We start from the raw sequence: 22,298 nt of genomic DNA on the forward strand, positions 1-22,298 counted from the left end.
GAAGTATTAGAGTTGAAGTTGCTTGCGCGAGGCTGGCGGTTATCCACAGGGTCATCGTGACGCAGTGCGTTCTGCGCAGAAGTCGCGTGCCTTGCTCGTCCACGACCCAAATCCGCTCGCGACAAGGCTGCCGATAACACTGCAGATGTAACGTTTTTGGCCGACAACGTTAGTCGGACCGGCGTTGTAGCGCGCGACAGCCATCGTCCAGTTTCCCTCGCGCTCACGCAGATCTTTCAGAAATCGCGCGGCATAATCGACATTGCGCGCGGGATCGAACATCGCTTCCACACTGGGGAATTTCTCGCCGTGATAGCGGTGATTGATCTGCATGCAGCCGAGGTCGACCAGCTTGGCACCCTTGCTTTTCTCCTCGGTGAAGCGCGCAACGGCATTGCGCAGATCGGTGGCCAGCACAGTCCTGCCATCGACATTGAGCGCATAAGGATTCAGCACGCCCTTGCGCCCGGTCTCGCTGAGACCGACCGCAAAGAGAACGCCGAGTGGCACATTGTGGCGGCGTGCCGCGCGCGCCATCTCCCGTTCGCACGGCCCCTCGGCTCGAGCGTCCGTTACAGCGCTAGATATAAACAGTACTGCTGCGAACCCGATTGCTATTCTGATCCTGCTGCCGTTCTGACGGCCTTGGCGATTGCTCATGATCCTGCCTGTTATGCCGTGCGCCGCTCTGCGCATCGCCGGACGACCGGCCCGAAGAACCACCGTCCGCCTGCGATCCGCCTGACGAGGGCAGCGAAGAACGTTGGTCGGACGGCGCTTGCTGTTGCTGCTGACCGTTGTTCAGACTTGCATCGGGAGTGCGGGTATGATCGATCGCCGCGATATCGAACGTGTAACCAGCCGACTGCATGGCGTCGGTGAGCGTACCGCGCTCCTGCCGCAGCATCTGCGTGGTTTCGTAGCGATCCGCAGTGAGATGAATCTCCACGGAATCGCCGGCAAGCCGCATCTTCACGGTGACAGAACCGAGATTGGGCGGATCGAGTTCGAGCGTCATCATGCGCACCGGCCGGCTATCCGCGGTCTTGTTCGTTTCGAGCCCCGGCGCGTCGGCCGCGCGAGCCCCTTCAGGTGATGCGACGGTTGCCAGATCAGTCGCCATTCGATCGACGATCTTCTGCAGCGTCGTGACCTGTTGCACGGGCTCGAAATGCGTCTCTTGCTCACGGACGACCGCCTTCGCGACCGGAAGCGGCGGCTTGGTATCCGTCGTCTCGACCGCCAACGTAAACCGTTGCGTGGCAGCCGCATCGGCGTCAGGCACGTCGGCCGTTGCGGCCTGAATGAGCTTCGCGGGATCGCGCGGAGCATCATCTGTCTTCACGTCCGGTACCGAGATGCGAGACACCGCCTTGTCATCGCTGGGCAAAGGTGAGTGTGCATGATCGAATTTGGCCATCACCGCGCTGAGCGCGGGATCCGGTCCGCGCCAGGGTGCAGATTTTGTCGCGCTCTCGTCGCCCTTCGTGGCCTTTGAATCGTCGTCATCGGCTTGATCGTCGCTGACGTTTGGCTTTTGCGCGACTTCACCCGTCAATTCCGCAAGAACAGATGCCGCGTCGAGTATCGGCTTTGCGTCGACGATTTTCGCGTCATCAGCTGTCTTGGCAACATGCGGCGTGACTGTTTTGGTCTCCTTTGAGACCAGGCGGAGCTGCTCGCGAAAATGATCGGCCTTCTCTTTGCCGTCCTTGGCATGAGCACCGCCGTTCAATCCGCCTTTCGTCCCAGCCTTTCCGGCCGCTGTCTGACGAAGCGCTGCCATCAGGAGATCGGCATTGTTCATCGGGTTTTCTCCTTTAATTGCTCCTGCGACGCATCGAGCAGCTTTTGCGCCCGATCGACGGCAGCGAGAGAGCGGCTGAAATCAATGCGCGGCCGCATAGCCGTCTTCGCTTCGCTGCTTCCGTCGCTCTTAGCTTTTGCCTCCGGCAGCGCCTTTCGAACATTCAGCCCAATGGCAAGCGCCGCGGTTTGCAGTTCGACATCACGTTCGGATAGTTTTGCCTTGTCGATCTGCTCAAGCTCGGCGATTGCCGTACTGTGTGCAGATGTGGCAACGCGTGCCGCGGCACGATACAGGCGCGCGCGTACACGCTCGGCACTGTCGTCATCGGACAATGCGAATACGCGGTCGGCGGCAAGCACCGTCATTTCGGTCTTGCCGCGAACCAATGCCGTTCTTGCAATCAGAAGATAGAGTGCCCGCTGGCTCGCCCGATCGAGATGATCGAGCACGGCGACAAGACGCGGGAAACGATCGGGACGCTGCACGAAGCTGAAGCGTGCAACAGAGAGCGCAAAGCGCTGGCGGAAATTTCCCGCATAGATAGAATGCCGATATCGGCGAAAATAGCGCACCGCGAGGGCTTCGAACTTGTCGAAGTCGTCGTCCTGTCCGACGATGAAAATCTCGCGACGCAGTGCCGCTTCCTCGACCAGCGTGCCCGGCATCATCAACCGCACCTCGTCGAGCAATGCGATCGCGACCTTCAGGTCGTCCTGCGCAACCAGTGCCGATTGCACCAGCGCAATCTCCGCACCGAGTGCCGCAGGCAGGCTGCGTGGCTTGATATTGGCGAGCTTCGATTTCGCTTCGTCCGTGCGCCCTTCGACATAGGCGATGGCGCCATCGACAATGGTCTCGTCAATATTCAGCACGTTGCGAGAGCGGAGGCTCGCGACCACTTGCGGAGACCCGCCACTCAAGAGGAAGGTGACAGCTGCGCGCGAATTGCGCGGCTCCTTCCAGACGGCCGCATCGGCTTTCAGGAAGTTCTCACCCAGGCGTTTCAGCAGGGCGGGTTGGGAATTGTGGGCGTCGAGATCGCCGCGCGCGATCTGATCTTGCAGCATCTGTAATGAACGAACCATCTGATACGGCTCGCGCATCTGGTCGTCGGCCGACTGCGCATGTGCGCTGCCAAGACAGACTAGAAGCGTTGCTGCGATGATCCTGGCGCTGGTCATAACACGGGGGCACGGATCAGAAGCTCGATGCGCCGGTTCTGCGCGGCGAGCGGATCATTCTGAATTTTCGGCCGGCGGTCCGCATAGCCCTCGATGCGCTCGACCCGCCCGGCGTCGAGGCCGCCGCGCACCAGCATGTGATACGCCATATGCGCACGCGCCGTCGAAAGCCGCCAATTGTCATATTCCGACGTCCGATAGACGCGGCTATCGGTGTGACCGCGCACGATGACCTGACCCCGGTTCTGCGCGATCATCGGCGTGATCTTGTCGAGCGCACGAACGAGACCGGGCGTGGGCTCGGCGGAGCCGTTGGCAAACATTCCGTAATTCACGTCGTCCGTCAGATTGATCAGAAGTCCTTCGGAGGTTTCCCTCACTTCGGCCACCGGACGCGCCGGTCCAATGGCGGCCAGCGCCGCCGAGATTGCGGCCTGGAGCTTGGCGGCGTCCATCGGCTGGGCCTTTTCGGCCTGGGCGGACACCTTGTCAGGCTGCACCTGGGATTTATCAGCCGGCGCTGCAGTCTTGTCTGCCTGCGCCGGTTGCGGGCGACCCGCTGCCGGATTGGACTTGTCGCCATCGTCAGCAAACAACCCGGCGGGCTTCGGTGTCTCCTGCTTGTCGGATTTCGTGGGAGTAGAATTCGATCCGGACATCTCCTGCCCTGGGGTGCCGGTGGCATCAAGTTTGGCGTCGAGCGGGCGCTGCTCCTGGCCCTCGCTTGCAACGGCAACATCTTCGCCGAATGGTAGGCTGCCGGCGTCCTTACGTCCCGACAGCTTCTTCTCGAGCGACGAGATCGACGCCATCGGCCAGTTGATCGGATCGAACGGATCTCGATAGGCCTCTCCGCCCTTCAGCCCTTCTTTGCGATTTGGATCGAGCGCCGCACTGGTCTGCCCCGGACGCGGAGGACCGCCGGCAATCTCCGAGAGCACAGCATAAGGATCGCGAAACAACGTCGCCTCGCCATAGCGCGGCTGCGGAGGCTGCGGACGCGCGAGCGAATCCGTTGGCTGACCGGGCTCCGGATGCGGCCACTTGCTTTCGCCTTCCACGGCCTTGCCGGGGTCAACCCGCCGGGCATCGTTGATGCCCTTGCGATCCGGTGTCGAGTCCGTCAGCTTGATCGGATTGAAATAGGTGGCCACGCTTTCACGCGTTTCCTGATTGGTGGCATTGATCAGCCACATCACCAGGAAGAATGCCATCATCGCCGTCATGAAGTCGGCGTAAGCGATTTTCCAGACACTGTTCTTCGTCTCGCCGCTCTCAAGCGAACTGCGACGGCGGATAATTACTATTTCTGGCGGAAGCGGATCGGCCATCTCAGCTTTGGACCGCCATTTTCAAGCGCTCGGTCCATATCTTGAGCTGGGTCTCAAGCACGATCTGATCAACGACAATCGACGCTTCTGTTTCGGGGCCGGCACGCAGTTCCGATGCAATGGCGCGGACGCCGAGCTTGCTGCGGATCAATTCGAGCAGCTCCGATGGGCCAGTGATGCGTAGAACCGGGCGGCGGCTATCGGTTGTGATCGACGACAAATGTTCGATGAACGCAGTGACCGCTTGTTTCTGCACAGCGCTACTGATGAGCGGCTCGAGGAGCCGAGCAGCTACGCCAGCGATTCTTCCCTGCAACTGATCGCCCATTTCGGCGATATCCCCGGCGAGCTTGGCCGCGGTCTCGTTGAGCAGTTGCTGCCGTTCTTCGGCAGCCTGCGCCGCAAGTGCCTGCTTCTCCTGCTCCATGCGCCGTTCGAACTCGGCGAGTGCGCTCGCATAGCCTTCAGCGCGACCGCGCTCATAGCCATCATCCTCCTGCACGGGAGACGACTTTGGCTGCATCTGCGGCTGCGGTTGAAACGACGGTTGCTGCTTTGCTTTCTGCAAAAGCGGCTGATGTTGCGGCTGCACGTTAGAGTGATGCAGATGGTCGAACGGAACGACGCGGCTGCGCGTCTTTGGTGGCTCCGGTCGATCGAAATCGGCGATCAGACGTGCGACTTGCTCTGCGCTCATACCGCTTCCTCTTGTCTGATCCATTGCTTGAGGATCGCCGCCGCTTGCTTCTCATCGAGCTGAATGATCTGCTCCAGCCGCTTTTGCGGCGTATTCTGCATACTGCTCGAGACATCCTGGATGAGATTGGGCGGAGCCTCGCCTCCTGACAGAGCCGCGGTCGCCATCGTGCTGCCGCCACTGAGCAGCGCATTCGTCTCCGCCTGGAACTGCGTTGTCTCGTCCGTCTTCGCGCTGGCCAGGATCGTATTGATCGCGGGGCGCAGACCGAACCAGATCAACATGCCGGCCACGGCCAGGATGGTGATGGCACTCACGAGACTACCCGCCTGACGCATCATCACCTCTGTGAAGGTGATCGACGGCACCGGCGCGAGATCGCGCGCACCTTCCATGAATTCGACCGCCGAAACCTGAATCTGGTCGCCGCGCGGGCGATCGATGCCAGCTGCGGTCGCCGCAATCTGCGAGATCTCCGCGACCTTGGCTTCGATCGCAGCATCGCTCACCTTGTCGCCAAGGCTCGCAATCAGACGCGGCCGGTTGACCAGAACGGCGAGGAACATCTTGTTCACCACGAAACCATCGCTCGTGGTCGTCACCGTCTTCGACGACACTTCGTAATTGGTGATGTCTTCGCGGCGCTGCTTCTCATCATTCTGATTCTTGGCACCGGTCGCATTGACCTGCTGATCTGGCAGGTTCTGCTGAACGGTTGTCGGTTGCTGTCGATCGAGGCTCTGCGACGTTTCCTTCTCTCGTACAGCGCGCACCGAGCGCTGCACCCGCGAATCCGGATCGTAGACCGTCTCGTTGGTCTGTTTCTTGTCGGTCGACAGCTGGGTCGCAACGCTGACCTCGAAGTTATCTAGCCCCAGATAGGGTGTCAGTGCCCGGCTCACATTCTCCTGGATGGACCGGCTGACGACCTTCTGTAAATTGGCCATCGTCGTTGGCGTGGCTCCCACGCTGCCGCTGCCGTCATCGTCCGAAAGCAGCGAACCGTCACTGTCGAGCACGGTGACCTTGTCCGCGGTCATTCCCGGCACGGCCGCGGCGACGAGATGACGCACGGAACGTGCCGTGCGTGCATCCGCCGGACCATCCGTTCGCAACACGACCGAAGCCGAAGGCGGCGACTGTTCACGCCGGAACGAGCCACGCGCAGGCATCACGATATGGACGCGCGCCGCCTTGACCCCTTTGAGAACCTGGATTGTCCGCGCAATCTCGCCCTCAAGCGCACGCACGCGCGTGATTTCCTGCATGAACGACGTCAGGCCGAGCGAGCCAATCTTGTCGAACAGCTCATAACCGCCGCCGGTGGTGCTGGGCAGGCCCTTGTCGGCCAGCAACGTACGCGCCTGCGCCGTCTGTCCGGGACGGACATAGACGGTATCGCCCGCGGTATTCAGATCAAAAGCAATATTCGCGTCACGCAGTACCGAGCTGACACGCGTCACGTCCTCGCGGCTGAGGCCCGAATAGAGAACATTGTATTCCGGCCGGCTTATGTAGTATGCGCCGCCGCCAACGCCGCCGAATACAGCGAGGCCAACCACCGCGAGCAGAATGAGACGCTTCGTACCCAGCTCAAGCAGATTGTTCCAGAGCTTCTGCGCGTGCTCGCGATTGACCATAAATACCCCTGCCCACTTCCGAATCGATCATCGATTGTGAAGCTTGTCCGAGGGTTACGGAGAGCCTGAAAGCGAAATGGCCGCGACCTTGATTGGTCGCGGCCATTCCTGTTCACGATGCGAGAGCGATTAGCCGCGGAACAGCGACAGGATGCTCTGGCTGCCGGCGTTGGCGATCGACAGCGCCTGGATGCCCAGCTGCTGCTGCGTCTGCAAGGCCTGGAGGCGGGTCGATTCGGCGTTCATGTCTGCGTCGACGAGCTGGCCGATACCGCGATCGAGCGAGTCAGTCAGGGTCTTCACGAAGTTCTGCTGCAGGCCGATGCGGTTCTTGATGGCGCCGAGGTTGGTGGCGGAGTCAGTGATCTTGGCCAGTGCCTTGTCGGTACCCGAGATGTAGGTCTCGAGCTTGGCGAGGTCCGCCGCGTTGTCGGTGAGCTTCGAGATGTCCATCGACGAAACACTGAAGGTTTCCCAGGCAGTGCCGGTATAGGCGTCCATGGTGCCGTCGAGAACGCCCTTCTTGGAGTCGAGGGGCGCGGCAAGCGCGGTCAGTGTGACAGCGGCGCCGTAGCCGGCCACGCTGGCATCGATCACAACGTTGGCGTCGTTGCGGCTCTTGAATGCGAGCTGCGTGCCATTGCCCGCGATACCGACCGTCAGACCTTCGATACCGAGCGAGTTGATCGCCGCGGCAACGTCATTGATCGACGAACCCTTGGCGATCGAGACGTTGATCGCCGCAGCGGCACCGACGGTCACCGTGATGTTGCCGCCGACGTCGGTGGCAGCAGCATAGGCCGTGCTGGTACCCGTCGGGAACGTCTGGGCAATATAGGCCGTGTCAACATTCGCGTCGTAGAGCTTGATCGCATTGAGGTCGACCGAGAGCGTGTCAATCTGGACGGCGCCGCCGGCGCGGGAGAACGACGACACGACGCTCTTGGTCGCGTTGTAGCTGGCGCTGCTCGAATCACCCGAGATCCAGTTCTCACCGTTGAAAACCGCGCTGTCGGCGGTGTTCTTCAGCTGCTTCTGCAGTTCGGTGATTTCGCTCTGGATCTTCGCGCGGTCAACGCCCGGCGTACGGGCAGCAACCAGCTTGGCCTTGATCGACGACACGACGTCAACCGTGGCGCTCAGGCCGGTATACATGGTGTCGATGGTCGCAGCGCCGAGACCGAGGGCGTCCTGCACGGCGCCCAGAGCCTGAACGTCCGAACGCATCGTGGTGGCGATCGACCAGTAAGCGGCATTGTCCGACGCGGTCGACACGCGATAGCCGGTCGAGATGCGGTTCATCGTGGTGGAGAGGTTGGCATCGACCGAGCGCAGAGTCTGCAGCGCGGTCATGGCCTGGGAGTTGGTCATCAAGCTAGACATCGTATGTCCCTTTAATTTGATTGATTTGCTGGGGACATACCGGACTTTCACCGGTACGAGAGGGCGGCATCATGCCTTTGGGATGTCGATATCTGATCGACCCAACCTGTCGTGAATTGCAAGCTAGCCGCCAAACCTTACCCAAAGCTGAAGGGAGCGGCGGCTCGTATAGTTAACAGCGATCATTTGATTCGTCACTTACCTTGTGATGAATCAAATGATCTAGAGAAACGACTTCACAAGACCAACTGCGAGCAAATTCCAGCCGTCGATCAATACGAAGAATAGTACCTTGAACGGTAGCGCGAATACCGTGGGCGGCATCATCATCATGCCCATCGACATCGTTAGTGTTGCAACGATCATGTCGATCACCAGAAATGGCATGACGACAAGAAATCCGATCTCGAATGCGCGGCGAAGTTCCGACACCATGAAAGCCGGAATGATGATTCGCAGATCGATCCGCTGGCCTTCGAGTTTGATCTTCATGCTCTCGGCAGCGAGGTTCTCGAAGGTTTGCAGATCCTTCTCACGCACATGCTGCAGCATGAAATCGCGGAACGGATCTGTGACACGCGAATAGGCTTCCTGCTCGGTGATTTCATTCTTCATCAGGGGCTGAAGGCCGTTCACCCACGCGCGATCAAAAGTCGGCGCCATCACATAGAATGTGAGAAACAGCGCGAGGCTGATCATCACGATGTTTGCCGGCGTAGTCTGCAGGCCGAGCCCTGTCCGTAGGAATGAGAGCGCGACGACGAATCGCGTGAAACTCGTCACCATGATAAGCAAGCCCGGCGCCAGTGACAGCACTGTCAGCAGCGCGACCATCTGGATAATTCGGCCGCTGGCACTGCCTTCGCCCTGCGGAAGCAGGGTCGACAGATCCGGAACCTGCGCCACTGCAGCCGTCGGCAGAAGCACCAGGAGCAGGATCGGAATGATACGCTTCATTGCACCACCAGCGTCTCGATAATCAGCTCACGAACCTTGCCGCTTGAGCGCGTAAGCGCACGCTCATTCAGGTCTTCCCGCAGATATTGGAGGCCGCGGGCGCCCTCGATCTGCGCGGGTGTGAGCGTGCGTAGATAGGCTGCAACATCCTCGCCGATGCGGGCGACAACGATACTCGCCTCCTCCTCGGTCAATTTATCGGTCACGATCGATGCCTCCATGCGAATCCAGGCATTTGGTGGCGCCGCCAGATTGGTCACGACCGGCGTGATCTTGCGCAGACGATCATTGGCATTGAAGGCCGACGAGATCGGTTTTTCAGGCGCCTCCTTCTGGTTCTCGCTGATACGCTGGAACGTCGACATCAACTGAAGGCTTGCAAGGGCTCCTGCCCCAACCGACAGCGCGGTGACGAGCAGCAGGGCGCCAAGCCACTGCATGATCCCGGGGCGCTGGCCTTCATTCGCTGTGTTATCGGCCATGATCGATTCCCATCAGAACGGCGCGACCTGGTCGTAGACCTGTTGACCCCAGTTCGGCTGCTGCACTTCCATGGACCGGCCGCGCCCGCCATACGAAATGCGGGCTTCGGCGATCTTCTCATAGGCGATGGTGTTGTTGCGGCTGATGTCGATCGGGCGCACGATGCCGCCGACATTGACGATGCGCATTTCGTAATTGACGCGCATCTCCTGTGAACCGCTAACCAGGAGATTGCCGTTCGGGAGTACGTCGACAACAACGGCCGCGACCGAGAAACGCACTTCTTCATTGCGGTCGATCTTACCAGCGCCCTTGTTCGATGACTGGGACTTGACGTTAGTGTCGAAGTTTCCGGCGGAAAGCCATTTGGCGATATTGGCCGAGTAATCGGACTCAACCTTGATCTGCGAGTCGCGCGACCGATCCGTCTTGTTGTCGAGGATCGCCTTATCGTTCATCAGAATATTCACGGTCAGCAGATCGCCGACCCGCGTTGCCCGGGAATCGCGGTAGAGGTCCTTGCGGTCATTCCAGATCGAGTGAGGGCCCGCGCTACCATAGGCTCGTCTCTCGATCGGAATTGCGCGCGCATCAACCTGCATGCCGTTGCCGATCGGCGACATGTAGGGCGCCTGGCCAACCTCGGCGAGATTACTGGCGCAACCGGTCAGGCACGACAGTGCGACCGGAATCAGAATCACTCTCAACCACATCATTTCTTGGCTTTCCCGTCGTCGGTGCGACGCATCCCGGCAAGCGTGTCGGCGAGGTGCGCGCCACGTGCCGGCTCCATTTCATTGAGGATCGCGCTGGCGACGCGGACCCTCAGCTTGGCAAGTACGGCAGCTGCCGTATCGTCGGCCATGCTGGCGATCTGCTGCGCCGCAGCTTCGGGGTTCATGCGCGAATAGATTTCAACGACGCTGTCTTCCGCCTTCTTGAGAAATTCTTCGCGCAGCTTCAGCCATTCCTCATATTCGGCTCGCTTGGCCTCAAGTTCGGCAATGCGCAGCTTCAGCTTGGATTCAGTGGCTTCCAGCTCTTTCTGCTGCCACGCCACACGGGCATCGAGCGCCTGATCTGCGATGTTGCTGCAAAAGCGGGCGACGTCGGATTCCTGGGAGTTCGCGGCTGCGCTATCCTTTTTGTCGATGGCGCCCGTGATCAGCGCCGAATCGGCAGGCGGACGCACCACCGGGTCCTGCTTGTTTGCAGCCGGGCGGGGGCGCGCAACTTGCGGCGTCTTTGCAAATTCACCAAGGTTCAGCGGCTTTGAGAGCTTCTGCTCGGGTTCGGCCGATGCTTGTGTGGACAGCACCATACCGACCAGCATGAGAAACTTGATCGATCGATTTGCGACGCGCGCCATTCGTGTTCTCGTGATTCAGCTGAGCGAGCGTTGCACGCTTTGGCTTGCGTGACGCTGACCCGCGCCTTACTGGATGACGAGTTCCGCCTGAAGCGCACCAGCCGCCTTGATCGCCTGCAAGATCGCGATGATCCCCTGTGGTTTCAGCCCGATCTGATTGAGACCACGCACCAAACGCTGCAGATCGGCGCCGCGCAGAATTGCGATCTTGGCGCCGGGCTCATTCGCTTCGATGAAGGTCTGCGGTACCACCACGGTCTCACCACGACGGGCAAACGGCGACGGCTGCGACACGATCGGCGCCTCGGTGATTCTCACGGACAGATTGCCATGGGTCACCGCCACCGTCGAAATCTGTACATTCCGGCCGATGACCACTGTTCCCGTACGTTCGTCGACCACGACCCGCGCCGGCGTATCCGGCTCGACCAGCAGTTCCTCGATCTCGGCGATAAAGCGCACCGGCGAAGTGCCACGCGGTCGGGACAGTACGATAGTACGATAATCGCGTTCGAAGGCTACCGCCTTTTGGTAACGGCCACTGCCATGCGCGTTGATCGCATCCATGATGCGCGTTGCGGTGACGAAATCCGGGTTTTTTAACTCAAGGATGAGCGATTCCATCTCGCTGAAGCGGCCCTTAACCTCTCGTTCGATCAGCGCACCATTTGGAATGCGGCCAGCTGTGGCCACACCTTGGCTGAGCGTTTGTGCAGCGCCTTCGACGTTGTAGCCGCCTACGGCGATAGCGCCTTGCGCGACGGCATAGGTTTCACCATCGGCGCCGCGCAGTTGTGTCATCACCAGCGTTCCGCCAAGCAGGGATGACGCGTCGCCCAGCGACGAAATCGCGACGTCGATTCGCGAACCACCCGCGACAAACGGCGGCAGATCGGCCGTCACAACGACGGCGGCAACGTTGCGCGTGCGCAACGAGGTGCCACGGATATTGATGCCCATATTGTCGAGCATCGATTGCAGCGATTGTTCGGTGAACGGTGCGTTGCGCAACGTGTCACCGGTGCCCTTGAGGCCGATCACGAGGCCATAGCCGAGGATTTGGTTCTCCCGCACGCCCTTGAGATTGGCGATGTCCTTCACACGCACAGCGGCATCTGCCGCCGAGATCGAAAGCGAAAGCAGGAGACCGCAAAGGAGACGCAGCATCATCCGTTCTGAATCCGTACTGATCCGTCCTGCTGGACGATGCCCCGGATAGTGACGCCGGTATCGAGGTTGCGAAGCTGCACCATCATGCCGGCACTGCCGGACTGCAGGGATGTTGCATAGGTGACGATAATGAGCCCAGCATCCTCGACGAGCACCTTCACCACAGCGCCGCGGGTGACGGCCTTCAGATCTTCGAGACCGTTGATGGGAATCAGGTGTCCCGCCAACAGTGTACGACGCGCAATGCGGCCAACGAGGGACGCACGGTCGTTGATGAATGCACTTGCGCCCTGAATATTGGGCGCAAAGTTGCGATCCATGATCATCTCATCCCTGATGACGTCACCGGGATAGATCGCTGTAGCCGGCACCGGATAGCGGACAGACTCGTCCGCGGCCTGAGCGACGCTTGCAATGCCGACCGCGAGCACGAGGCTCGCGAGCCAGCGGGTGATAGTGACTGCGCGCATCAGGCCAAGATCCCGTTCTGTGGATTTACCGCATGCCCTTCGAGATGGTCGATGCCATCTCGTCAGCCGCCTGGATGACTTTGGAGTTCATCTCATAGGATCGCTGCGCCGAGATCAGTTCGGTGATTTCCTTCACCGGATCAACGTTCGAACTCTCGAGATAGTGTTGATGCAGCTTGCCGTAGCCAATGTCGCCCGCGAAACCGACAACCGGCACGCCGGATGATACCGTCTCGCGATAGAGATTGCCGCCGAGCGGGTCCAGACCGGCTTCATTGGAGAAGTTCGCAAGCGAGAGTTGCCCGAGCTGAACAGGCGCAACGGTCCCGTCGACCTTCGCAAAGACCTGGCCGGACTCGTTCACAGTGACATCCACAGCGTTCTGCGGGACAATGATCGCAGGCGTCACCAGATAGCCATCAGGCGTCACGAGCTGGCGGTTTTCATTCAGGTTGAATGCACCGGCACGTGTGTAGAGTGTCTCTCCATTGGGGCCAGCAATCTGGAACCAGCCGCGGCCATTGATGGCCATGTCATATGTGTTGCCAGTCTGCGCCATTGCGCCCTGCAGATGCAGCTTGCGCACGGCAGCCGAACGGACGCCGAGACCGAGCTTCGCGCCTTCGGGCACCGCACCCTCTCCGCTTCGGTTGGGCACGCCCTGTGCGCGGTCGATCTGATAGAACAGATCGGTGAACTCCGCGCGGGAGCGCTTGTACGAGGTCGTATTGATATTCGCGATATTATTCGCGATCACTTCGACGTTAAGCTGCTGCGCGCCCATACCGGTGGCAGCAATGGCCAGAGCTCTCATGATTAAACCTCAAATCGCCATTCGGCTGACTTCTTGATACGCCTGAACGACCTTGTCGCGGACGGCGACAGCCATCTGCAATGACCGTTCGGCAGACATGACCGCCTCGACCACCTTCTGTGCCGAGAGCTTGCCGTGGATGGACTGGATTGACGCGGCTTCGCCGGCCTTGATCGAACCGATGGCATCGGCTGCGACCTGTTCGAGGACGTTGTTGAAACCGACGGTGGCCGCACCGGGCTGCACCGCGGGTGTCGCGGAATTGATGACTTCGCTGGTTTTGGCGAGCTCACCAGCACTGCTGATGACTGAGGATACCGCTTCAAGCATGGTTAGCTCCTCAAGAGATCGATGGTCATCGACACCATGGATCTCACTTGTTTGATGACCTGTAGGTTGGCCTCGAAGGACCGGTTGGTTTCCCGCATGTCGCCCATTTCAATCAACGAGTTCACATTAGGCAGCTTTACGTAACCGGTTGGATCGGCAGCCGGGTGGCCTGGCTCATAGTCCACGCGGAACGGCGCCTGATCGGTTCCGACATCCTTCACTTTGACCATGCGCACACCAGCGGCACGATCCATCTCGGCTGTAAAGGTCGTGGTCTTACGGCGATACGGATCCGAGCCTGGCGTGCGACCGGTCGAATTGGCGTTAGCAAGGTTCTCCGACACGACACGCAAGCGGGTCGACTGCGCTTCAAGGCCGGAACTCGCTATCTGAACAGATGCTTGCAACGGATCAATCATCGTCATTTCCCTCAGGTCTTCATGCTTGTCATGAACATGCGATGAAACGATTTGACGATCGCCGTATTCAGTGAATAGTCGCGATTGATATCGCCGGCCTTCAGCATTTCCTGCTCAAGGCTGACGGAGTTGCCGGAGTGAACGGTCTCCCAGCTCTTTTCCTTGCGCATGCCCTGGGCCTCAACCGAAGAGCCGGTCGTGATATGCGCCGGCGACGTCACCGTCACAGGCACGACTTTCGAATCGAGAATCTTGTTGAACGGTTCAATGTCCTGCGCGCGATAGCCCGGCGTGTTCGCATTGGCGACATTCGCCGAGATTGCGGACTGCCGCAGCGACAACCATCGCTCATGCGATGAGGCAACATCGAAGAGATAGACGGGTCCCACTTATCCCCCAGGCAAACATGATTCCTTGATCATGGTTTACAAATGGAAACTTGTCCGAGGCTGGAGATGCGCATCACGACATGCGCGGAACGCTTACGCATTCGTCTTCTGCTTTCGCGAATGCAGGAAGTAGATGATTTCTGCGACAGGGCGGAAGAACTCCGACGGAATCATCTTGTCGATGTATGCGACATCATACATCGAGCGCGCCAGCATCTTGTCTTCCACCACCGGGACACCATTCTTCTCGGCGATTTCCCTGATCTTCAGCGCGATCAGGTCCTGCCCCTTTGCAAGCACCGTCGGCGCAGCGTCTTCGCCCTGCTTGTACTTCAGCGCAATCGCGTAATGCGTGGGATTCGCGATCACCAGCGTGGCGCGCGGAACGGCCGCCAGCATCGACTTGCGAGCGCGATCGCGCGCCAACGAACGCAACCGCGATTTGACGATCGGATCGCCTTCGGCCTGCTTGAACTCGTCCTTGATCTCCTGCTTCGTCATGCGCAGTTCGCGGCGCCAATGGAAGCGTGCCCAGACGAGATCGAGCGACACCAGGACAATGGTCGCAATGCTGATGGCGGAGACAAGCCGCATTGCGGTAGTCAGCACCAATTCCGGAACGGCCGCCGGATCGCTAAACAATGCATTCACGGCCACGGCCTCCTCAGCCCGCAGGACGATCATCACGACCAGACTGATAGCGACGAACTTGAAGACCGACTTTCCGAATTCCACACGTCCCTGCGCGCCGAAGATTCTGCCCCAACCTTTCGCTATTGAGATGCGCGAGGCTTCCGGCTGGATGCGATCGAACACAATTCGCGGTGCGTTCTGCAGGAAAGATGACGCCAGCCCGGCCAGCATCAGGACGATAACAATCGGAATAACCAGTCCCGCCGCACTCATACCGACCACGGTGAGCAACTCAATAGCATCCGTTCCATTGCGGATGCGGATGCCCGACGGATCGTCGATCAATCGGGCTAAAGTGAAAGTCAGCTTTCTGACGTTGTCGGTGGTCAGAAAGCTTTGAATAATCAGCAGTGCGAGCATAGAGGCGAAAATCGGCGCTTCGCGCGAGACCGGGATTTGGCCCTTCTCGACGGAATCACGAACCTTCTTCTCTGTCGCCTCTTCGGTTTTACTGTCCTTATCGGGTTCGTCAGACACAATGCTCTATCTTCAGGTGAATACCGGCTGATCTTCTTGATCGGGGTTGAGTTCAATTTCGCCGCGTCCGGCCATATCGAGCGCAAGGTCGGTAATGGCGCGCCGCGCGTCCAGGATCTCACGCTGATTTGCAGGAATACCGTTTGCCAGTTCGTGGTCCACCAGACGGCGGGTGCGCGAGGCGAGCGACGACAGAATGAGCTCGCGGAATGTTGTATCCGATCCCTTGAGCGCCATCACCACACGGTCCGTCGGCACCTGATCGAAGATCAGCATGCGTGCCTTGGCCGTGAGGTTGACGATATCGTCGAAGGTAAACAGCATGCCCTTCAGAATTTCGGCCGACTTCGGCCGCGATTCGGTGAGGTTCTTCAGCGATTCCTCCATCTGCGTCCGCTCCATCTTGTTGATGATGTCAGCCATGCGCGGATAGGTGTCGGACGCCAGGTTTCGAGCGAAATTGATCATGAAGTCTTCGTGCATCGTTTTCTCGATAATGCCCATGGCATCCTCGACAACAGGCTTGAGGCTGAGCATGCGCCGCATCAGGTCGTGCCGGATATCCGGCGGAAGATGGCTCATCACGCGGGCAGCACATGCCGGCTTCACCCGCGAGAGAATGAGTGCAGCGGTTTGCGGATGCTCCTTGAGAAGATAGTTGGCAAGCAGGCTTTCCGAGACGAGAGAGATGCGCTCCCAAACTGACTTGGTCTTGTTGCCCAGAACTTCGGAAATGATGTCAGTGATCTGGTCCGGCGGCAGCACGCCATTCAGCAGCTTCTCCAGCTCGCCGACAGTGCCAAAGATATTCGGACCTTCCGAGAAATTCTGAGCGAATTCCTCGATGATCGCTTCGAGCTCAGGCCCTGAGATGGGCTTGAGCTCAGCCGCAGCCCGCGTGACCAGTTTGATCTCTTCGGGATCGAACTCCCGAAGCAGGCCGCCCGAGAGCTCACGCCCCATTGCCAGCAAAAGAGCCGCCGCCTTCTCGGTGCCACCCAGCGGTTTGATGCTGGTGCCGGCGCGCTTAGCAGGTGCATTGAATGCCATTAGGAATATCTCTTTGGGAAAATCTCGTTAAGCGTCCGGATCCCCGGCCGCTCCTCCGACGATTTCCGTCAGCGATACACCGAAACGGGAATTCTCGTCTTCCACGACCACGACCGCACCGCGCGCAACGATGCGTCCGTTGACGACGACTTCGACAGGTTCGCCCACACGGTGATCAAGCGGGATCACTGCGCCGCGGCCAAGCTTCATCAGATCCGCGACCGGCATGGTCGCTGAACCGAGCAGCACCTGCACCGTGACCGGGATGCGCAGAATGGGTTCAAGATTTGTCAGCCGGCTGGTTTCCTCGGCAGCGCGAGCCGCGAGATCTGCCAGTTTGCCGAACGACGCGCCGTCAGCCTTAAGCGGGTCGGCGCCTGTAGCGGTCGCTGCGCTTACTGGATCGATATCGAATGGTTGCTTCATATCCCCTGCCTTCTTGAAAACTCAGATCGTGGCCTAAGCCGGATTTTGTGCCGCAGTGCGAGTATCGATTTCCGCGATAGCCTTGCGCGCCTCATCTATTTTGTCGCCAAGCGCCTGAACCATTTGCCGTCCGTCCGAACTGAATTCGCGCACCATCAACACCATGTCGTCCACCGTCTCATTGGTCTTGCCGACCACCGCGGTAAACTCTCCCTGATGCGCGCGCAACTTCACAAGCTCACGATGCATCTTGGTAACGCGGATGCTCGTGAAAAGCAGGGCTGCAAAAAGGATGATGTCAACGAGCGAGGATACCATCGATAAATTCCCGTTTTTGGTCGGCCGATTCCTTGACCTGCAGTGAATAGACGCCATTCATCTGGCCGAGCTGGCACCAGAACAAGCGTTGATCATTGCATTCGAGGCGAACCATTGTGTCCGGCGTGGCGTTGAGCTTGAGCACCTGGCCGACGTGAAATTTCGCGACCTCGCCGAGAGTAAACTGTCGCTCTTCGAGAACCGCCTTCAGCACCACTTCGGTCCGCTTGATCTCGCTGTGCAACTGACGGCTCCAGTTCGGATCGGTGGATGCCGACTCACCGGATACGATCTGCGACAGCGACTGCCGGATCGGATTAAGCGCTGCGTGCGGAATGACGATGAACATCTCGCCGCCGCGATCGAGACCCTGCAGCAGGATCTTCGCACACACGGCCATGTTGTTGAGGCGGCCGATCGCAAGATAGTCCATGCGCGTCTCGACACGTTCCAGGTTGAACGTCACGTCGGAAGCGCGGTCGAATGACGCCTGCAACGCCTTGCCAAAGCGCTCGAACAGCGATTGCGCGACATGCAACTCCACATTCGAGAATACCCGCGGCATATCCAGCGGCGGCTCCGCACCATCGGCGCCGAACAGGAGCTCGATCATGGTGTAGACGAAATCGCGATCGAAACCGATCAGGATGCGCGCATCCCATGCTTGCGCATAGAACACCGCGGCAATGGCTTCGCCCTCATAGCGATCGAGGATATCGGAGAGGCGATCGCTGCCCACGCTGCTTAGCGAGAAATACGACTGCGAGGGCGACATGGATCGCAGGCTTTCCGCACAAAGATTCGTCATCTGGTCGAAAATCACATGCAGCATCGGCATGCGTTCGACGGAAATTCCAGCAGCCCCTAAAAGTTGATCTGATCCTTGATCTACGCGGCCTGACTTTACTTCTGACATCAGGCCCGTGCTCCCGCTTTCGCCGAAGATTCAGCAGGTGCCGCCTTCGCGGGACCGCCGGAGATGGTTTCGCTTTCGACGACATCAATCGACGGGCGTTCACCGGGGCCAATCATCTTGCGGCCGTGTTCGATCGCGATCTGCGGCAGGGCCCCATTCATGAAGGCGAGCAGTGACTGCTTGACGATTACATACATCCGCGCGCGCTGCTCGCGCACCAGCTTGATCTTGTGGGCCAGCGGCGCGACAAGACCGTAGGACAAGAAGATGCCGGCGAATGTGCCGACCAGAGCCGCGCCGATGAAGCCGCCGAGCAATTTCGGGGATTGGTCGAGAGCGCCCATCGCCTTGATGACGCCGAGTACCGCGGCGACGATACCGAGCGCCGGCAGTCCTTCGGCCACCATCATCAGCGAGCCATATGGTTTCATCTTGCTGCGAATGATGGTTTCGATTTCCTCGTCCATCAGCGCTTCGATCTCATGCGGCCGCGCGCTGCCCATGATGATCAGGCGGAAGTAGTCGCAGATGAAGTGCAGAAGCGGCTCATTGGCGAGAACGGTCGGGAAGGCGGTGAATATTTCTGACGATGATGGATCGTCGATATGAGCTTCCACCTCGTTGCGACCCTTGTTTCGTACCTCGCGCATCAGAGAATGCAGAAGCCCGAGCAGATCGAGGTAATGGCGTTGCTTCGGCACTGCGACCGTCAATGCCTGCACGGTGGCGCGGCCGGTGTCGACCACGGTTTTCCAGGGATTCGCAATGACATAGGTGCCCAGCGACATCCCCATGATGATGACGAACTCCCAGGGCTGCCATATCACGCTGAGATGCCCGCCCATCGCGGTGAAGCCGCCGATCAGACTGGCGAGTGTGATAATGACGCCAAAGAGAATGCTCAAGCGCACCGCTCCAAATTGAGGATACGATTCACTTAGGCAACGATGCTTGCACGAGGCTGACATCGGCCTGCGGCGGCCAGCCCCGCGCAAGCTTGTGCGGGGAGTTTGAGGCCAGTCTCGCCGCATGCGCCCGCAGACTGGGAACCCACTGCCGATGGTCTCGACAATCGCAAGCTACCAGCTGATCTCCAAGAATATTGTCAAATCGTTGCAGCAGACGATGGAGAAGCCGGACGTGTCGAAGGACACGGAATACTACCTGTCACACATCCGCGATGTGAAGACGATCGACGAGTTCATCGGCGACTATCGGTTGTTCAGCTATGCCATGAAGGCTTACGGGTTGAGCGACATGACCTATGCCAAGGCGTTCATGCGCAAGGTTCTTACGGAAGGTGTTGCCAGCTCGACCACATTCGCCAACAAGCTTTCCGACGCCCGCTACCGCGAATTCGCCACTGCATTCGACTTTGCCAAACTGGGTGACCAGGCGACGAGCACGACCGCCGCGCAGGTCGGCACCGTCGAGAAATACGTCCGGCAGCAACTCGAGGAAGACGCCGGATCGCAAAATGAAGGCGTTCGTCTGGCACTCTATTTCGAGCGCAAGGCGCCCAAGATCACCAGCATCTATCAGATTCTCGCTGATCCGGCGTTGATCAAGGTCGCCCAGATCGCGCTTGGCATCTCACCGATGACCTCGATGGCGGATGTCGACAAACAGGCGAATATGCTCAGCGCGAAAGTCGACATCGCGGATTTCCAGACCCCCGAAAAGCTGCAGACGTTCCTGCAGCGTTTTTCGGTGATGTGGGAGATGGAGAACGGAACGTCCACCGCCCAATCGGCTTCAAGCACCCTTGTCACGCAGCCGCTCGAAATGGGCCTCAGCACGGACGTGCTGACCACCCTGCAGAACCTGAAAATCGGACGATAAAATGCAATCAGCGCTCTATGTCAGCCTCTCGGCCCAGGTCTCGCTTGAGAAGCGACTCGAAACCATTGCCAACAACATGGCCAATATGAAAACCGCCGCGTTCCGTGCCGACGCGGTGAAGTTCGAGACTGCAATGTCGCGCGCAGCAACGCAGGCGGTCGCGTTCTCCTCGCCCGGCGAAAACTTCATCTCGCGCAAGGAAGGCGCTATTACCCAGACCGGCAATACCCTGGACGTGGCGGTCACCGGGAACAGCATGGCCGCGTACCCCGGCGGCCCCGATCCCGGCCACACGACGTGGATGGCGTTTGCTGGGCCGAACGGCACCGTCTATACGCGCGATGGCCGCATGCAGATCGACATCAACGGGCAGCTTCAGACCCTCACCGGCTATCCAATCCTCGATTCAGGCGGCACGCCGATCATCGTCGATCCCGACGCCGGCCCGCTGACGATCGTGCGCGACGGCACCATTTCGCAGGGCCGAATCCAGGTCGGTCAGCTTGGCCTGTTTGACATCGCTCCGGACGCAAAGCTGGAACGATTCGGAACGTCAGGCGTGATTCCGAGCAAGCCGGCGACCACCGCGCTCGACTTCGTCACGGTCGGCTTCCAGCAGGGCTACGTCGAAGGATCGAATGTCGATCCTCTGACAGAACTCACGCAGATGATGACCGCACAGCGCACCTTCCAGAGCGTCAGCTCGTTGATCGACAATTCCGAAAGTACCATGCAGAACGCCATTCGCACGCTGGGCGATCCAAAAGCCTGATGCCTGATGTGACCGGCGGGAGAGCTCGATGAACGCGCTTGAAAAACTCGAATCGACCATCGCAACCCTGCGCCGGGACGTGCCCACGGTTCGTGTCGGTGGCATGGTGTCCGAGGTGACGCCGACGCATTTTCGCGTCTCCGGCCTATCGCGCTATGTCAGGCTCGGTGAATTGATCGGACTGGAAATCGACAAGCAGGTTCATCTCGGTGAGGTCGTGCGGATCGATACTGACGGCGTAACGGCCAAACCATTCGATTCCCACTTTGCTGCCGGCCTCGGCGTTCCCGCCTTCCGAATGCCTCCCAAGACACTGTCTCCACATCCGGCCTGGAAAGGTCGCGTCATCAATGCGCTTGGTGAGCCACTGGATGGCGCCGGCGACATGCCGGTCGGCGAGCGCGAGATGCAAACGGATGCCAATCCCCCACCGGCGATGAGCCGCTCCCGCGTGAGCAAGCCGCTCCGCACCGGCGTCCGCGTCGTGGATCTCTTCACACCGCTCTGTATCGGCCAGCGCATCGGCATTTTCGCCGGTTCCGGCGTCGGCAAGACCACCCTTCTTTCGATGCTGGCACGCAGCGCCGGCTTCGACACAGTCGTCACTGCACTGGTCGGCGAGCGTGGACGAGAAGTACGTGAATTTCTCGAAGAATCGCTGGTCCATCACAAGACCCGCGCGATCACAGTCGTCTCGACGAGCGACGAAAGCCCGATGATGCGTCGACTGGCGCCGAAGACGGCGATGACCATCGCCGAATATTTCCGCGATCGCGGTGAATCGGTGCTGTTGATCGTCGATTCGGTAACGCGCTTCGCCCACGCATCCCGTGAAGTCGCGCTCGCTACCGGCGAGCCGGCGATCGCACGCGGCTATGCGCCGAGCGTCTTCAGCGAACTTCCGCGTCTGCTGGAGCGTTCGGGACCGGGCCTCGAAGGCCAAGGCTCCATTACGGGCGTGTTTGCCGTGCTGGTCGATGGTGACGATCACAACGAACCTGTGGCGGATACGGTGCGTGGTACGCTGGATGGGCACATCATGCTCGACCGCGACGTTGCCGATCAGGGCCGCTATCCGGCCGTCAATGTGCTGTCATCGGTGTCGCGCCTCGGCCAGCATGTGTGGTCGCCGGAGGAAGCTAATCTGGTGCGTAAGCTGCGCGCCATGATCGCCCGCTTTGAGGACACCCGCGACCTTCGCCTGATGGGCGGCTATCAGCCCGGCCGCGACAGTGAACTCGATCAGGCCGTCCAGCTCGTGCCCAAGATCTACGACGTGCTGCAACAGCACCCGACCGACCCGTCCTGCGCCGAGCCGTTCCAGGAATTGCTCAGCGTGATCAAGACCGCAATCGGCTAAC

26 protein-coding genes are annotated in these 22,298 nt (G+C 59.6%); 3 read left to right on the forward strand and 23 right to left on the reverse strand.

Features of this window, described 5'->3' with window-relative positions:
• Positions 1–51: 51 nt before the first annotated feature.
• The 23 genes from AB8A50_RS20055 to motA all read right to left on the reverse strand — a co-directional run bounded on the left by AB8A50_RS20055 (position 52) and on the right by motA (position 19,228).
• On the reverse strand, positions 52–537 hold the full coding sequence (locus tag AB8A50_RS20055) for a transglycosylase SLT domain-containing protein (RefSeq protein WP_439078708.1): 486 nt from the start codon (positions 535–537) through the stop codon (positions 52–54).
• 43 nt (positions 538–580) lie between these two features.
• A complete protein-coding gene (gene fliK, locus AB8A50_RS20060) occupies positions 581–1,807 on the reverse strand; it encodes a flagellar hook-length control protein FliK (RefSeq protein WP_439078709.1) in 1,227 nt (408 codons plus the stop codon).
• Positions 1,804–2,895: a chemotaxis protein gene (locus tag AB8A50_RS20065; protein ID WP_439078710.1), complete on the reverse strand. Its 1,092-nt coding sequence runs from the start codon at positions 2,893–2,895 to the stop codon at positions 1,804–1,806. Before AB8A50_RS20065 ends, fliK begins: the two co-directional genes overlap by 4 nt.
• 92 nt (positions 2,896–2,987) lie before the next feature.
• On the reverse strand, positions 2,988–4,322 hold the full coding sequence (locus AB8A50_RS20070; protein ID WP_439078711.1) for a MotB family protein: 1,335 nt from the start codon (positions 4,320–4,322) through the stop codon (positions 2,988–2,990).
• Between the two features lies 1 nt (position 4,323).
• Positions 4,324–5,019, reverse strand: coding sequence for a hypothetical protein (locus AB8A50_RS20075; protein WP_439078712.1), 696 nt, complete (start codon positions 5,017–5,019; stop codon positions 4,324–4,326).
• A complete protein-coding gene (fliF, locus tag AB8A50_RS20080) occupies positions 5,016–6,659 on the reverse strand; it encodes a flagellar basal-body MS-ring/collar protein FliF (protein ID WP_093757669.1) in 1,644 nt (547 codons plus the stop codon). Before fliF ends, AB8A50_RS20075 begins: the two co-directional genes overlap by 4 nt.
• Positions 6,660–6,788: 129 nt before the next feature.
• Positions 6,789–8,042 carry a flagellin N-terminal helical domain-containing protein gene (locus AB8A50_RS20085; RefSeq protein WP_120287543.1) on the reverse strand — a complete coding sequence of 418 codons (1,254 nt, stop codon included), beginning with the start codon at positions 8,040–8,042 and terminating at the stop codon, positions 6,789–6,791.
• Positions 8,043–8,264: 222 nt separating this feature from the next.
• The gene (gene fliP, locus AB8A50_RS20090) at positions 8,265–8,999 is read right to left on the reverse strand and encodes a flagellar type III secretion system pore protein FliP (RefSeq protein ID WP_089263436.1); all 735 of its coding nucleotides are present in this window, start codon (positions 8,997–8,999) and stop codon (positions 8,265–8,267) included.
• Positions 8,996–9,481, reverse strand: a complete 486-nt coding sequence (locus AB8A50_RS20095; protein ID WP_246297918.1) for a flagellar basal body-associated FliL family protein — start codon at positions 9,479–9,481, stop codon at positions 8,996–8,998. Before AB8A50_RS20095 ends, fliP begins: the two co-directional genes overlap by 4 nt.
• 12 nt (positions 9,482–9,493) lie before the next feature.
• Positions 9,494–10,189: a flagellar basal body L-ring protein FlgH gene (gene flgH / locus AB8A50_RS20100; RefSeq protein WP_175369602.1), complete on the reverse strand. Its 696-nt coding sequence runs from the start codon at positions 10,187–10,189 to the stop codon at positions 9,494–9,496.
• A 5-nt stretch (positions 10,190–10,194) separates the two neighbouring features.
• On the reverse strand, positions 10,195–10,851 hold the full coding sequence (locus AB8A50_RS20105) for a MotE family protein (protein WP_244528074.1): 657 nt from the start codon (positions 10,849–10,851) through the stop codon (positions 10,195–10,197).
• Between the two features lie 66 nt (positions 10,852–10,917).
• The gene (gene flgI / locus AB8A50_RS20110; RefSeq protein WP_170849648.1) at positions 10,918–12,018 is read right to left on the reverse strand and encodes a flagellar basal body P-ring protein FlgI; all 1,101 of its coding nucleotides are present in this window, start codon (positions 12,016–12,018) and stop codon (positions 10,918–10,920) included.
• Positions 12,018–12,491: a flagellar basal body P-ring formation chaperone FlgA gene (flgA, locus tag AB8A50_RS20115; RefSeq protein ID WP_439078713.1), complete on the reverse strand. Its 474-nt coding sequence runs from the start codon at positions 12,489–12,491 to the stop codon at positions 12,018–12,020. Before flgA ends, flgI begins: the two co-directional genes overlap by 1 nt.
• A 25-nt stretch (positions 12,492–12,516) precedes the next feature.
• A complete protein-coding gene (flgG, locus tag AB8A50_RS20120; protein WP_089263432.1) occupies positions 12,517–13,305 on the reverse strand; it encodes a flagellar basal-body rod protein FlgG in 789 nt (262 codons plus the stop codon).
• A 9-nt stretch (positions 13,306–13,314) separates the two neighbouring features.
• Complete coding sequence (locus AB8A50_RS20125; protein WP_068729891.1) at positions 13,315–13,635, reverse strand: flagellar hook-basal body complex protein FliE; 321 nt, start codon at positions 13,633–13,635, stop codon at positions 13,315–13,317.
• Positions 13,636–13,637: 2 nt separating this feature from the next.
• Complete coding sequence (gene flgC, locus AB8A50_RS20130) at positions 13,638–14,054, reverse strand: flagellar basal body rod protein FlgC (RefSeq protein WP_089263697.1); 417 nt, start codon at positions 14,052–14,054, stop codon at positions 13,638–13,640.
• An 11-nt stretch (positions 14,055–14,065) separates the two neighbouring features.
• The gene (gene flgB, locus AB8A50_RS20135) at positions 14,066–14,443 is read right to left on the reverse strand and encodes a flagellar basal body rod protein FlgB (protein ID WP_089263431.1); all 378 of its coding nucleotides are present in this window, start codon (positions 14,441–14,443) and stop codon (positions 14,066–14,068) included.
• A 93-nt stretch (positions 14,444–14,536) separates the two neighbouring features.
• Entirely contained in the window at positions 14,537–15,613 is a 1,077-nt protein-coding gene (flhB, locus tag AB8A50_RS20140; RefSeq protein WP_439078714.1) for a flagellar biosynthesis protein FlhB, read from the reverse strand.
• 12 nt (positions 15,614–15,625) lie between these two features.
• Positions 15,626–16,663 (reverse strand): flagellar motor switch protein FliG, encoded by a 1,038-nt coding sequence (locus tag AB8A50_RS20145; RefSeq protein ID WP_089263429.1) that lies wholly within the window; start codon positions 16,661–16,663, stop codon positions 15,626–15,628.
• 27 nt (positions 16,664–16,690) lie between these two features.
• Positions 16,691–17,089, reverse strand: coding sequence for a flagellar motor switch protein FliN (gene fliN / locus AB8A50_RS20150; RefSeq protein WP_089263428.1), 399 nt, complete (start codon positions 17,087–17,089; stop codon positions 16,691–16,693).
• 33 nt (positions 17,090–17,122) lie between these two features.
• Positions 17,123–17,407, reverse strand: coding sequence for a hypothetical protein (locus tag AB8A50_RS20155; protein ID WP_093757678.1), 285 nt, complete (start codon positions 17,405–17,407; stop codon positions 17,123–17,125).
• Complete coding sequence (locus AB8A50_RS20160) at positions 17,388–18,323, reverse strand: FliM/FliN family flagellar motor switch protein (RefSeq protein WP_089263426.1); 936 nt, start codon at positions 18,321–18,323, stop codon at positions 17,388–17,390. The genes AB8A50_RS20155 and AB8A50_RS20160 overlap by 20 nt, the downstream gene beginning before the upstream one ends.
• Entirely contained in the window at positions 18,323–19,228 is a 906-nt protein-coding gene (motA, locus tag AB8A50_RS20165) for a flagellar motor stator protein MotA (RefSeq protein ID WP_256461226.1), read from the reverse strand. The genes AB8A50_RS20160 and motA overlap by 1 nt, the downstream gene beginning before the upstream one ends.
• A gap of 154 nt (positions 19,229–19,382) precedes the next feature.
• Here motA and AB8A50_RS20170 point away from each other — a divergent pair, with 154 nt between their 5' ends.
• From AB8A50_RS20170 to fliI, 3 genes are read left to right on the forward strand one after another with little or no spacing between them, the layout of a single operon-like run.
• Positions 19,383–20,165 carry a DUF1217 domain-containing protein gene (locus AB8A50_RS20170; protein ID WP_439078715.1) on the forward strand — a complete coding sequence of 261 codons (783 nt, stop codon included), beginning with the start codon at positions 19,383–19,385 and terminating at the stop codon, positions 20,163–20,165.
• Between the two features lies 1 nt (position 20,166).
• Complete coding sequence (flgF, locus tag AB8A50_RS20175) at positions 20,167–20,937, forward strand: flagellar basal-body rod protein FlgF (RefSeq protein WP_093757679.1); 771 nt, start codon at positions 20,167–20,169, stop codon at positions 20,935–20,937.
• Between the two features lie 28 nt (positions 20,938–20,965).
• Positions 20,966–22,297 carry a flagellar protein export ATPase FliI gene (gene fliI, locus AB8A50_RS20180; RefSeq protein ID WP_089263423.1) on the forward strand — a complete coding sequence of 444 codons (1,332 nt, stop codon included), beginning with the start codon at positions 20,966–20,968 and terminating at the stop codon, positions 22,295–22,297.
• Position 22,298: the final 1 nt, after the last annotated feature.

This window comes from Tardiphaga sp. 841_E9_N1_2, from assembly GCF_051811065.1.
Taxonomy (GTDB): Bacteria; Pseudomonadota; Alphaproteobacteria; order Rhizobiales; family Xanthobacteraceae; genus Tardiphaga; species Tardiphaga robiniae.

Bases quoted from the DNA above. Each gene is read 5' to 3' on its own strand.
- AB8A50_RS20055 (WP_439078708.1), bottom strand. From the start codon at position 537: ATGGCGCGCGCGGCACGCCGCCACAATGTGCCACTCGGCGTTCTCTTT.
- fliK (WP_439078709.1), bottom strand. From the start codon at position 1,807: ATGAACAATGCCGATCTCCTGATGGCAGCGCTTCGTCAGACAGCGGCC.
- AB8A50_RS20065 (WP_439078710.1), bottom strand. From the start codon at position 2,895: ATGGTTCGTTCATTACAGATGCTGCAAGATCAGATCGCGCGCGGCGAT.
- AB8A50_RS20070 (WP_439078711.1), bottom strand. From the start codon at position 4,322: ATGGCCGATCCGCTTCCGCCAGAAATAGTAATTATCCGCCGTCGCAGT.
- AB8A50_RS20075 (WP_439078712.1), bottom strand. From the start codon at position 5,019: ATGAGCGCAGAGCAAGTCGCACGTCTGATCGCCGATTTCGATCGACCG.
- fliF (WP_093757669.1), bottom strand. From the start codon at position 6,659: ATGGTCAATCGCGAGCACGCGCAGAAGCTCTGGAACAATCTGCTTGAG.
- AB8A50_RS20085 (WP_120287543.1), bottom strand. From the start codon at position 8,042: ATGTCTAGCTTGATGACCAACTCCCAGGCCATGACCGCGCTGCAGACT.
- fliP (WP_089263436.1), bottom strand. From the start codon at position 8,999: ATGAAGCGTATCATTCCGATCCTGCTCCTGGTGCTTCTGCCGACGGCT.
- AB8A50_RS20095 (WP_246297918.1), bottom strand. From the start codon at position 9,481: ATGGCCGATAACACAGCGAATGAAGGCCAGCGCCCCGGGATCATGCAG.
- AB8A50_RS20105 (WP_244528074.1), bottom strand. From the start codon at position 10,851: ATGGCGCGCGTCGCAAATCGATCGATCAAGTTTCTCATGCTGGTCGGT.
- flgI (WP_170849648.1), bottom strand. From the start codon at position 12,018: ATGCTGCGTCTCCTTTGCGGTCTCCTGCTTTCGCTTTCGATCTCGGCG.
- flgA (WP_439078713.1), bottom strand. From the start codon at position 12,491: ATGCGCGCAGTCACTATCACCCGCTGGCTCGCGAGCCTCGTGCTCGCG.
- flgG (WP_089263432.1), bottom strand. From the start codon at position 13,305: ATGAGAGCTCTGGCCATTGCTGCCACCGGTATGGGCGCGCAGCAGCTT.
- AB8A50_RS20125 (WP_068729891.1), bottom strand. From the start codon at position 13,635: ATGCTTGAAGCGGTATCCTCAGTCATCAGCAGTGCTGGTGAGCTCGCC.
- flgC (WP_089263697.1), bottom strand. From the start codon at position 14,054: ATGATTGATCCGTTGCAAGCATCTGTTCAGATAGCGAGTTCCGGCCTT.
- AB8A50_RS20145 (WP_089263429.1), bottom strand. From the start codon at position 16,663: ATGGCATTCAATGCACCTGCTAAGCGCGCCGGCACCAGCATCAAACCG.
- fliN (WP_089263428.1), bottom strand. From the start codon at position 17,089: ATGAAGCAACCATTCGATATCGATCCAGTAAGCGCAGCGACCGCTACA.
- AB8A50_RS20155 (WP_093757678.1), bottom strand. From the start codon at position 17,407: ATGGTATCCTCGCTCGTTGACATCATCCTTTTTGCAGCCCTGCTTTTC.
- AB8A50_RS20160 (WP_089263426.1), bottom strand. From the start codon at position 18,323: ATGTCAGAAGTAAAGTCAGGCCGCGTAGATCAAGGATCAGATCAACTT.
- AB8A50_RS20170 (WP_439078715.1), top strand. From the start codon at position 19,383: ATGGTCTCGACAATCGCAAGCTACCAGCTGATCTCCAAGAATATTGTC.
- flgF (WP_093757679.1), top strand. From the start codon at position 20,167: ATGCAATCAGCGCTCTATGTCAGCCTCTCGGCCCAGGTCTCGCTTGAG.
- fliI (WP_089263423.1), top strand. From the start codon at position 20,966: ATGAACGCGCTTGAAAAACTCGAATCGACCATCGCAACCCTGCGCCGG.